7 protein-coding genes and 1 riboswitch are annotated in these 11,066 nt (G+C 61.9%); of the genes, 5 read left to right on the top strand and 2 right to left on the bottom strand.

The window, feature by feature from the left end; translation table 11 throughout:
* Positions 1–387: 387 nt before the first annotated feature.
* The 3 genes from FJY68_11750 to FJY68_11740 all read left to right on the top strand — a co-directional run bounded on the left by FJY68_11750 (position 388) and on the right by FJY68_11740 (position 5,303).
* Positions 388–1,194, top strand: a complete 807-nt coding sequence (locus FJY68_11750; GenBank protein ID MBM3332501.1) for a hypothetical protein — start codon at positions 388–390, stop codon at positions 1,192–1,194.
* Positions 1,191–2,546 (top strand): hypothetical protein, encoded by a 1,356-nt coding sequence (locus FJY68_11745; protein MBM3332500.1) that lies wholly within the window; start codon positions 1,191–1,193, stop codon positions 2,544–2,546. Before FJY68_11750 ends, FJY68_11745 begins: the two co-directional genes overlap by 4 nt.
* A 432-nt stretch (positions 2,547–2,978) precedes the next feature.
* Positions 2,979–3,146, top strand: a riboswitch (cobalamin riboswitch).
* Between the two features lie 27 nt (positions 3,147–3,173).
* Positions 3,174–5,303: a TonB-dependent receptor gene (locus FJY68_11740; GenBank protein ID MBM3332499.1), complete on the top strand. Its 2,130-nt coding sequence runs from the start codon at positions 3,174–3,176 to the stop codon at positions 5,301–5,303.
* A 63-nt stretch (positions 5,304–5,366) separates the two neighbouring features.
* On the opposite strand, the gene FJY68_11735 is transcribed toward FJY68_11740, so the two are convergent.
* A complete protein-coding gene (locus FJY68_11735) occupies positions 5,367–6,650 on the bottom strand; it encodes a M23 family metallopeptidase (GenBank protein MBM3332498.1) in 1,284 nt (427 codons plus the stop codon).
* A 195-nt stretch (positions 6,651–6,845) separates the two neighbouring features.
* Positions 6,846–7,703, bottom strand: a complete 858-nt coding sequence (locus tag FJY68_11730; GenBank protein ID MBM3332497.1) for a hypothetical protein — start codon at positions 7,701–7,703, stop codon at positions 6,846–6,848.
* Positions 7,704–7,995: 292 nt separating this feature from the next.
* On the opposite strand from FJY68_11730, the gene FJY68_11725 reads away from it, so the two are divergent.
* On the top strand, positions 7,996–9,828 hold the full coding sequence (locus FJY68_11725; GenBank protein MBM3332496.1) for a single-stranded-DNA-specific exonuclease RecJ: 1,833 nt from the start codon (positions 7,996–7,998) through the stop codon (positions 9,826–9,828).
* Positions 9,829–9,999: 171 nt separating this feature from the next.
* Entirely contained in the window at positions 10,000–10,806 is an 807-nt protein-coding gene (pgeF, locus tag FJY68_11720) for a peptidoglycan editing factor PgeF (protein ID MBM3332495.1), read from the top strand.
* The last annotated feature ends 260 nt before the right edge of the window (positions 10,807–11,066 follow it).

The following is an 11,066-nucleotide window of genomic DNA, read 5'->3' as shown; positions in this document are numbered from 1 at the left end:
CAGGATGGGCAAGAACGGCGGCGTGACCAACGAGCGGATAGGCGCAGTATGTCGCGCCGTGAAGAAGGCCGGCATCAGACTTGGCCTATGGGTGATGTTCGGCTATCCCGGGGAGACCGACGACAACGTGCAGGAGACTCTGCAACTGCTCAATTCGGTTCAGCCCGATGAGGTGACCTGCAATCCCGCCCACGTGCACCCGCATACACCTCTCTACCACCAAGCAGAGGAGGAGAGACGCTACAGACTCACCGACTGGTTGACAAGGTCCCAGGACTTCTTTCCGTATGACGAGGCCAGTGAGGAGCGGGTCAAGCAGCTGTGTAGTGAAGTCACGCGGCAATATGCCGGGGACCGAATCAGGACGTGCATTGAGGAGGAGGAACGGTGAATGAAGAGCCCGCCGTAGAGCGCGTTCGCGGGTACAGGATGGGACTGCTGGATGCTGCGCACTCCGTTCTTCGGACCGAGGACTGCACGTCCAAGGAGTCCGCCTGGTGCAGTAGACGGAAGCAACCCGACGCATGGCTGAAGCAGGGGCTTGAACGCTGCGCAGACGTGGAAAATGGCGGAGACTGCATCCTGGGAGGGTTCCTTGAGAAGGTCCTCAGTCTGCACCTGAACGGTGCGCCCCTGTTCCCCAAAGGCATAGTTTGGGAGTATGACTGTGACGTGCGCGCGTTTAGGCTGCTGGAGCTGTTCGGCAGCAGCAACTCTTGGACGGACGACGAGAAGAGGTTCATTTTCACCCACTACAAGGGAAGAACAGGCTTGATCACCTACGAGTGCTCCAAGCTGCTCAGACGGCTATGCAGCACGACGCTCGACATCAAAACTCTGTACAGAGGCTTCAGGCATGCGGGCCGACATGTCGACCCGGAGGCACGGGCCGCCTTCGGAGAACTGCGTGGTGTCGGGATGCGGCTGGACTACATGAGAGGGTTGAAAGGGGAAAAGCGTGCCCCGGGATTGATGCTGCTTTTCTACGATAGAGACAGCGTCCTGAAGCAAGGTCTACGTCTGCCTAGGCAGTTCAGTGAGAAAGATGCGGCTGTACAGCAGCTCCGAGAGTTGGCCGACGTGGTCGCGACTGTAGCCACACCTGTAGTCGTGGCAGAAGTCTTCCTGCGCAAGTTCCGCGGACCAGGTTTCGCCCTTAGGGCGGGTGATTTTGCCCCTCCGCGGATGCCATGAACCAGCAAGAGGTCGAGCTGTTGGAGGACCTGCGGGTGGATCTCGACAGGTCGTGGCGAGAACACCCCGAAAGCCTGTGGCATGGTTCCAAGGGTGTACAGATGGCTGACCACGGCGCAGTTCACACCCGCAATCTCCTGGAGATCGCGGACAGCCTGCTTGCCTTGACCCGCAAGAACAGCAGGCTGCTTGTGAACGAGTTCGAGTTCATCGTGCTGTATCTGGCTCTTTGGCTGCATGACATCGGCCACCGAGGCAGTGAGGAGTATCAGGATCCTGTTGACGTCCGAGATTTTCACGGCGTCATCAGCGGGAAGTTGCTTCTGGAGGATGCATACATATGCAACAGCGAATTGTATCGCCTTCCACGCAGTCTCGCCCTGCCTGTAGCGCTTGTCTCGATGTACCACCAACGCAGGATGCCCTTCAACGACGCCGACCGGAAGTTCCTAACCAAGACTGGGCAGAAGTACACGCCGTTTCCGAAGATGCTGGACTCGACGCCTGAAGGTGGGCTCGGGCAGTGGCTCGGTGCACTTGGGCGGCAAGCAGTGAAGCCACCAGTCGCAGCTGACTGTGTTGTGACGCTCGCAGAGTTGGCGCAGACGTTCGGTTCGCTCTTGCCTGTAGATGCAGTGCACCTGCTTGAGAGAGGAACCTGTGATCTTCAGGCTCTCACGGCACTACTCAGGTTCGTTGACACGCTTGACTTCAGGTACAACAAAGTCGGGTCCGATTCCGAAACCAAAGCGCGGGTCCTGAATGTCACCAGGGAACGCATGTACTGGCGTGGCGTCGCGGAGGCCGAACTCAAGCAGATGGACGAGCACAAGCTGGTCTCTAGGTCGATCCTAGATGCCTTCCGCGACATCCTCGCCAACTGGTTGCGCGACGAGACGATGAAGCTCAGTGCGGTAGATGCCGCGCTGTTTCACCCAATGGTTGTTCACAAAGGCAGAGACCAGAAGGACCCTGCAGTGAGGCGCTGGAGCCAGACCATGCGCTACTTGGCCTTTCTCCGGGACCAGGCAAGCTACTACTATGGTCTCCATCGAAGCGTCCTCAACGTGTACTTCGCTCTCCATTCGGGGGAAGGGTTGGATCTGCATGTGGACATCCTGACTGGCGTCGAGGGCGGCTTGCCGTTTCAGAGATGCATCGACCAGTTTACGAGCCAGATTGCTGGCGAGTGGGCGGCCGGAAACTCTCAGGATGGAGAGAATAGCGTCGGTGCATGTCTGATGGCTCGAGGCCTCGCTATCAAGGAGTTCGTATTCACAGATGCGCGGCGCGCGGACGTCTGGACGCGATGCCGGTTCCCGGATGGCGCAGTGCTGGCCCAGAGTGGATAGGGACAACTACCTGTCTGCGGCGGCAAGAGACCGATTGCAGGACCCGTCGCGCTCTGGGGATGCCCTTCTGCGCCTACGTGTTCGAAATCGGCCAGACAGCCTCGGCGCGCCAGCGCCGAGAGTAGCCAAACTCCAGTTTCCAGTTGGTAGTAGTCGGGCCTGGTTCAACCCGCATCAAGAAAGCCTGCTTCGGCGCCTAGCCGCCAGCAGCGTGGCGCGTCCGCGTCCAAGGTCATACTCCGGATCGCAGATTGCGGGCTGCTATGCTCCTTCCCTAACCCCCTCCTCGTAGACACGAGGAAGAACGGGACTGTCACCCACATGGTCCCGTACGCCGGGGGGCTGAACTCGGTCCCGCGCTTGCCACGACGGCCGCGTGCTGCTAGGCTTACCCAACAATCCGGAAGAGCGGTGGAAGACCGGGTGCGTGTCTACGCACGAACGGTTGCAGTTCCGCGCTGCACAGGGAAAGCCGTGAGAATCGGCTGCGGTCCCACCCACTGTGAGCGGTCCCCTGCTCTGTCAGAACCACTGGCGCAGGCCGGGAAGGCGACAGAGCTGCCGCAAGTCAGGAGACCTGTCTGCCGCTTTCCCTAGGTTCGACTTGTGAGGAAAGGAAACCGAACCATGACGAAGTCAGAAGTCAAAGGCCAAAAGCCAAAAGGCAGAGCGGCCGAAGCGGCGTGCCTGATACTCGTTCTTGCGTGTGCCGCGTCGGCGGGGACACTGCGTGGAGTAGTGCTTGATGCGGTCACGGGCGAGCCGATCCCCTACGCCCTCGTCAGTGCCCCGGAGACCGAGGAGAACTCGGTTGGCGACTCGTCCGGCTCTTTCGCACTGACGCTCGACACCGACGCCTCCCACGTGACGGTGCTGGTGTCAAGGGTCGGCTACGACGAGAGGCAGTACGACAACCTGGACGCGTCCCGCAAAGCGACCATCTACCTGCACCCCAGTCCGGTTCAAGTGAAAGGAATCACCGTCACCGCATTCCGCACTCCGAGTCCGGTTGCGAAGTCCGGCCCGGTGTCCATCGTCGAAGTCAAGGAGTCGGGTGCCAAGGGGCGCACCAGCGTGGCGGAACTGCTCACAAACCTGCCGTCTTCCTTCCTGAAGGACTACGGCAACCTGGCCATGGTCGGCCTGCGCGGGGCCGATGCCGAGCAGACGCTCGTCCTCTTCGACGGTGTCCGGCTCAACTCGGCGCAGGACAACCTCTTCGACCTGACGACCCTGCCGCTCACATCGGCGCAGCACGTAGAAGTGGTGAGAGGCAGCAGCTCGGCCCTGTACGGCGCGAACTCGGTCGGCGGACTGGTGAACGTCATCCCACCCGAGCCGGAACGACTCGGGGCAAAGGCGACCGCCGGTCTGGGCTCTTTCGGCCGACGGTACCTGCAGGCGACGCACACGAACTGGTCTGCCCCACTCGGTTACGTTGTCGCCGCCAGCCTGGACCGCACCGGCGACAAGTTCACCTATCGCGACACGGCCGATTCGATGCAGGAGCGCGTGAACGCCGACATCGGCTCTCAGGATGTTATGGCGAAAGGCGTCTACGCGCAGGGCCGGCAGCGGGTATCGCTGCTCGGCGAGTACAATGTCACGCGACGCGGCGTGCCGGGGCCGACTTCGTGGCCCGCAGACAGCGCGCGCATGGAGGACTACCGCGGTATCGCGCATCTAGGCTATGACCTGCAGGAAGCCGACAACGCTCGGCTCGAATCGCGGCTCTACCATCACCAGTCCTGGCGCCACTACTGGAACCCCGACACCCTCGCATGGGTCAACGACACCCACGTCACCGCTGTATCGGGCATCACTGCCAAGCAGACGACACACTTCGCCGCCTGGATGACCGGTGTCGTTGGTCTCGAAGGCGAACGTTCGCAGTTCCGCAGCTCGGCCATCGGCGTTCCGCAGCGCTGGACCGGCTCAGGCTGGGCCGAGGCACGCCTCCGCTGGCACCGCTTCGACATTGTCCCGATGGCAAGGTTCGACTGGCTGAACGACTCGCGCAGGCTGCCCGACTCCTCACTGACGCGCTCCAACACCCGCGTCGTCAGCCCGAAGCTAGCACTCACCTGCTCGGGCCCGGACTGGCTTGACCTCCATGCTTCTGTCGGTCGTTCGTTCCGCGCCCCGACTTTCAACGAACTCTACTGGCCCGAGGACCCATGGACCAGAGGCAACCCGCGACTGAAACCGGAATGGGCGACGAGCGTCGACCTGAACGCGACGGCCCGGTACGGTTCATCCGTGTCCGGCCGGCTCGGCGTCTGGCACTCGTCCCTGACCGATCTCATCCAGTGGCAACCCGACTCGGCCTTCGTTTACCGACCGGTCAACCTCGACACCGCAACCATCACCGGATCCGAGCTGGAGCTGACCGTGAACTCGAAGCACCTGCGGGTAGTCGGCCATGCCACCTACATGCTTGCCCGCTCCCACGGCAAGGACCTCATCTACCGCCCGCGGCTCAGCCTCGCGGTATCGCACCTGCTCCGGTGGCGGCTTGTGCAGTTGAGCTGGGATGTGCGCCGGACCGGTGAACGCTACACCGTTCCGGACAACACCGACTCACTGCCAGGCTTCCTGCTGCTTGACGTGGGGGTCGGCTTCACGCCGACACTAGGCCGGCTGGAGACTGCCCTGCGCGGCGGAGTCCGTAACCTGCTCGACCGGCAGTATGAGGTGATGAAGGGATACCCGGTACCCGGCCGGAACTGGTACGCTGAATTGGCGCTTGGTTTCTAGTTGCCGGTTCTTGGCTCCGGAACCAAAGACAGCAAACCAGAAGCCGCGAACCGGCGGGTCTTCCTAGTGTGTGGGCCGGGCTGAATCCACTTCCGCTACGACCGGTCCTGAGGGTTTGGCCAGATCCGCGAGGTACGACGCCTTGAGCGCGTTGAACTCGGGCATGTTCTTCTTTGCCACCGGCTCGGCTCGCGGCGGAATCACCTTGAGTGGATTGACCGGCTTGCCGCCCTGTCTGACCTCAAAGTGCAGGTGCGGACCGGTTGCGTCCCCGGTCATGCCCACATAGCCGACGGTCTGGCCCTGGCGGACGCGACGGCCGCCCCTGATACCAGCTCCGTAGCGCGAAAGGTGGCCGTAGCGCGACGAGAGTCCGCTGGCGTGTTTGACCTCGACCAAGTTTCCGTACCCGCCGAGCCGCCGAGCGATAGTGACCGCTCCATCGGCGATAGCGCTCACCGGTGTACCAGTCGGCGCCCCATAGTCCACGCCCTGATGCTGCCGATACACACGGCGAATGGGATGGAAACGCATGCCGAACCGCGACGTCACGTTGATGAACCGCAGAGGTGACCGCAGCACGCTCTTACGAAGCGACTGCCCCTTCTCGTTGTAGAAATCAGAGTGTCCTGAGGAACTGCGGCAGTAGAAGCCGGAGTAGTTCCCAGCCTGTCCTTTGAAGTGCACAGCATAGACTCTACCTTCTCGATAGAAGCTGCTGTCCACGTAGTACTTATCGAGCAGTATCTCGAAGGAATCCCCTTCACTTACCTCGGTCAGGAAGTCGACCTCGTAGCTCAGAATCTCGGCGAAGTTCACTATGAGCGCCGGCGTCTCCCCCATGTCGATCATGGACTTCCAGAGCGACCCCTTGATCGCCCCGCGTACGACCACGCGCGTCGTGTCCACCGGCTTCGTTTCCTTGAACGCCGAGGTTCCGCTGGAATCGAATCTCACGCTGTACGATGTCACCAGGTCCTTGCTGTAGGTGAGTCCGGTCAGTGCCAGGCCCTGGTACGTGAACGTAACCTTGTCGCCGGCCGCCATTCTCCGGAAGTTGAAGTCGGTCTTGGCAAGGGCCGCATGGACATCGCTGGTGCGTTCTTGAGTGAAACACCAGCGAGACAGAACGGCTGCCAGCACCTCTCCCCTGCCCAGGCTGTCCTGAGCCGTGCATACGGAATCCGAACACGGGACTTCCGGCCCGCAGACCGGGCGCTTCACCGTCAGGCGTCGAACCACGAGAAGCCCGACCCCAAGCAGAACGAGCCCCAGCATCACCACGGCCACTCGTCCAATGAGTGCGGCTCGTCTTCGCTGCCCGTCGGGTCCTGCCTGCTGCTCCATACTACCTAGTGATGCACTTCCGGCCCGACCTTAGCCCGCACGCCCGCAAGGAAACACATTTCGATTGTGACGCTTGGTGACTTCTTTGGGTTGCCGCTTATCTGCACCAGTCGGGGAAGCTTAGCAGTTTCCCGACCGCGGGGCAACTCTCGCGGGCACCCCGTAGCCTGGCACTAGTTTCGCCGGGCGCTGGCGCTAGCCCGGTAGGTCCTCTTGAATCGTGATGCCGGCCTTGACGGCCGCAACCACATCCGACGCACGACCAAAGGCAGTGACGTCCTCGGCTACTCCCAGCCGGGACGTGTCGCATTCGGGACAAGGATGGAATGTGACCGCGAAGTTCCCGCGCAGGGCCCAGCCTTCAAGAAGCATCTTCTCGCTCTTCTCTTCTTGTATGAGAAGATACAGCAGCTCCGGCAGGTCGACCCTCGCATATGGCACCACGGTTCCGCACTGCCCACAAGGCCTTTGCGTTCGCGTTCCGACCTCGCACATCGCCTTCTCCCGCACCTCATCGGGCAGGTCCTTTGGTTCCCAGATGCGCACCAGTTGTCGTCCCCCGCCCGGTCCCATGCCCTCTGCCATCATCAGCCACATGTTCTCCAAGACGGGGTTGCCGTCATGGGCGGTGAACCGAAAGCGAGCCCGCTCTTCGCCGGTAAGGACCTCGTGGGCCCGGCGATCCTCGCGTGCGGCAGCGGCGATGGTGTCCTTCCTGAGCTTCACCCGCCGCCGTCCTTCGGCAATGAACCCGGCCAGCTCGTCATCCTCGTACCTGAGCTTGGGGTCCATGTAGCGGAACAGCATCTTGATGCGGTAGAGAGCGGAACGGTCGAAGTAGAATATCGCGGGCCACACAAACACGTAGGCAAGGCCGCGCAGGATGCCGACCAGCAGGTCCAGCGAAAACTCGGGCGCAGACCTGTACTCACAATCGAGATAGAAGAGACTCAGATGATATAGTGTCGCGATCGCGATACCGGTCGCGAACCAGATCCCGAAGAACGGCACCGCCACCGCCACCAGCTTGGCCATCAACTCCGGATCAAACACCGCTCCTCCCAGGGCCCACCTGCTTGCTGGCCAACGGGACGCGCGGTGCCTGGCAGGACTGCGCAGAGCCATCGGATCGCATCTATTCCTCGCGACAAGAATAGACACCAGACCGCACGAGTCAAATCGAGGAAGCGCCTCGGAAGTATCCCCAGCGGAGAACAAGACCACGAAGGAAACCCGGTCCAGAAACCCGCACGTAGTGCGACCCTCCCGTTCCTTTGATGTATCACGTCGGACCAGGACGCTGGTCTTGGCTTGACTTTGTGCAGCAGCGCCGCTAGAAGTTATCGTGCCTGCAGTCAGACCCACTCACCACTGGCGACTCCCGACGCAGACGGAAAGCGACCTGTTGTCGCTAGGCCGCGAGCTGGAACTTCCGGAGTTGGTGGTGAATCTGCTCCGGCGCCGAGGCTACTCAACAGCTGATGACATCCGCGCCTTCCTCGACCCTTCCCCTGCCCGCCTTCGCAAGCCCGAGCTGCTGCCCGACATCGTCCCGGCAACTGAGCGTATCATTGCCGCAATCAAGCGCCGCGAACGCATCCTCATCTACGGCGACTACGACGTTGATGGCGTGACCGGCACGGTGCTTCTAGTTTCTGTGCTTGGCCGGCTCGGCGCCGACGTCATCTACTATCTGCCACACCGCGAAGCCGAGGGCTATGGCTTCTCCGCACAGGGCCTGGGATTCGCAGCCGAACGAGGCGCGAAGCTGATCGTCACCAATGACTGCGGCTCAAACGACCACGCCACGCTGGCCGCAGCCAGGGATGCGGGCATCGATGTCATTGTCACGGATCACCATGAGGTAGCTGCGGGCCGAAGTCAGAAGGCAGAAAGGAGAATTCAGAAGTCAGAAGTACCTGAGACTGAATCTGCAATCTGCGATCTGCACTCTGCAAAGCCCATGGCCTTAGTTAACCCCAAACGGGCGGACTCAAAGTACCCGTTCCGTGAGTTGGCCGGCGTGGGCGTCGCGTTCAAGCTCGCCTGGAGCGTACTCTCCGCTCTGGGCCGGCCCAAGCAAGAGCTCATCGCCCTGCTCGACCTAGTCGGCCTCGGAACCATTGCCGACATCGTGCCCCTGACCGACGAGAACCGGGTGCTAGCTCGCATCGGCCTGAACGCAATCCGGCAGAGCCCGCGTCCGGGATTCCAGGCTCTGCTCAAGGTCGCGGGTATTGCGGACAAACCCCTGACCGGCTACAGCGTCGGATTCATGCTCGCCCCGCGCCTTAATGCCGCGGGCCGGGTCGGCCACGCCGAGCTGGCCGCGCGGCTACTCCTGACCGGGGACAAGGCTGAAGCCGCAACCCTGGCCGCGGAACTCGATAGCCTGAACCGCTCCCGCCAGTCGCTCGAAGAGAGAATCCTGGCCCAGGCAACCACGCTCGTGGAAACCGGGCGGCTAGCCGACCGCAAGACAATCGTCGTCGCCGCCGAAGGTTGGCACGAAGGCGTCATCGGCATCGTAGCAGCCAAGCTGGTCGACCGCTTCTCGCGCCCCTGCATCGTGGTCGCATTGAAGGGCGAAAAGGGCAAGGGGTCAGGCCGCTCGGTCACCGGCTTCAACCTCCACGCCGCGCTTGCAGCCTGCTCCGGACACCTGCTTGCCTTCGGCGGGCACAAGTACGCGGCCGGCCTGAGCGTCACACGCGAGGACCTGGCCGGTTTCAGTTCGGCTCTGGCCGCATACGCGGACGGCTTTCCCGAGGAAGTCTTCGAACCGACCCTGCACATCGATGCGGTCGCGCCGATCGAGAAGATCGACGACGCCTTCGTTACCGCGCTTGAGAAGTTCGAACCATTCGGCCCGGACAACGCCTCTCCGCTGCTTGCCTCGCTCGGCATCGAGGTCGTCGGCTACCCGCGCAAGGTCGGGAAGAACCACCTCAAGCTATCAGTCCGGTCTGGCGAGCGTACCCTTGAGGCCATCGCCTGGGGCCGTAGCGCGGAAATCACCAACCTCGAAGCAGGAACTGGAAGCCGGCTCGATATCTGTTACACTGTCGGAAGAAACACTTATGGGGGCCGGACCGCCACCCAGCTCACACTGCGCGACTTCCGGACAGCCGAGGGCAATGACGAATTCCGCAGCTCGAATTCCGATTCAAACCCTTAATCCGAATGACCGGAACGGCGGCTCCTTGTGCCTTGGTCTCCCTGTGTTAGTATCCCGGTATCCGTGTCTATCTGTGTCTGGCCGTGGCTCAACGCTCGCGTCCGCAATTCAGAGTTCTGGACTCTGGATTCTGACTTCTGGACTTTCTGAGCCGTGACTACTGACTGGCAAATGAATTCCGCCGACGGCGTCGAGTACTACGAGTTCTCGCCTGACCCGAGGCTGCTGCTGGCCTTCTTCACCCGCAGGGGCGGCGTATCGCGCGGCGACTACGAGTCCCTTAACACCTCCTTCGCAGTAGGTGACGAAACCCCGGACGTCGCCGAGAATCTGGAACGTTGCCGGAAGACGTCTGAGCTGGCGTCAATTGTGACCGTGAAACAGACGCACTCGGACACGGTCCTGCACATCGCCGACGAGCGGACTCCTGCGGAGACACTCGAAGGCGACGCGTGCATCACGGACCGCGCCGGCCTTGGCCTCGGCCTGAAGGTCGCCGACTGCCTGCCTGTGTATATCTACGCCGCCAACTCAAGCTGCATCGGTATCGCTCACTGCGGCTGGCGTGGCACAGCGGCGAGGTTGGCCGAGAAGACTGCCCGGGAGATGTCGCGCCGGTCCTCCGTCCCGCTCAGCAACCTCCGCTTCGCGCTCGGCCCCTGCATCTGTCCAGACTGCTACGAAGTCAACGAAGATGTACTAGGGGCATTCGGCAAGAGCTTCCCGGTACCGGGCAAGTTCTTCTCCGCTGCCGTAGAGACTGCCGCTGTGCGCCAATCGCCATATGCCAGTCGCCATTCGCCAGTCGCGAGATATCGCCTTGACATCCGCGCCGCCAACCGTTGGCTACTCAGGGACCTGGGGCTGACCGAAGCACGCGGCCTAGAACTCTGCACCCGCGAGCACGAAGACCAGTTCTACTCTGCACGCCGCGACCGAGTCACCGGCCGGAACCTCGCCGTCATCGCCCTGCTCTAGTCTTCACTGGACTACTGCAGATCGCGTGTGAAGCAGTCTCTGTCAGCTGTCTGTCAGAAGCTATGCACTCCGGTCGAGTTCGCGCTGCGTGCTCCGCGCCCTCTGCAGCTGATCCCACTTCGGCTGCCGAATCTGTGTCGTGGTTAGTTCTGGCCTGGGTACATGGTGACCCCCTGAGAGAGGTAAGACGGTCAGCGGGAATTGCTCCGCGGAGATGGAGAGAGATGAGACGGAACGTGCGTGAGATTTGTCGGTCGGCA

It is taken from the genome of candidate division WOR-3 bacterium, assembly GCA_016867815.1.
Taxonomy (GTDB): Bacteria; Hydrothermota; Tepidihabitantia; order Tepidihabitantales; family Tepidihabitantaceae; genus UBA2258.
Note: the sequence above shows the minus strand (reverse complement) of the source record. Positions and strands in the feature narration are given on the sequence as shown.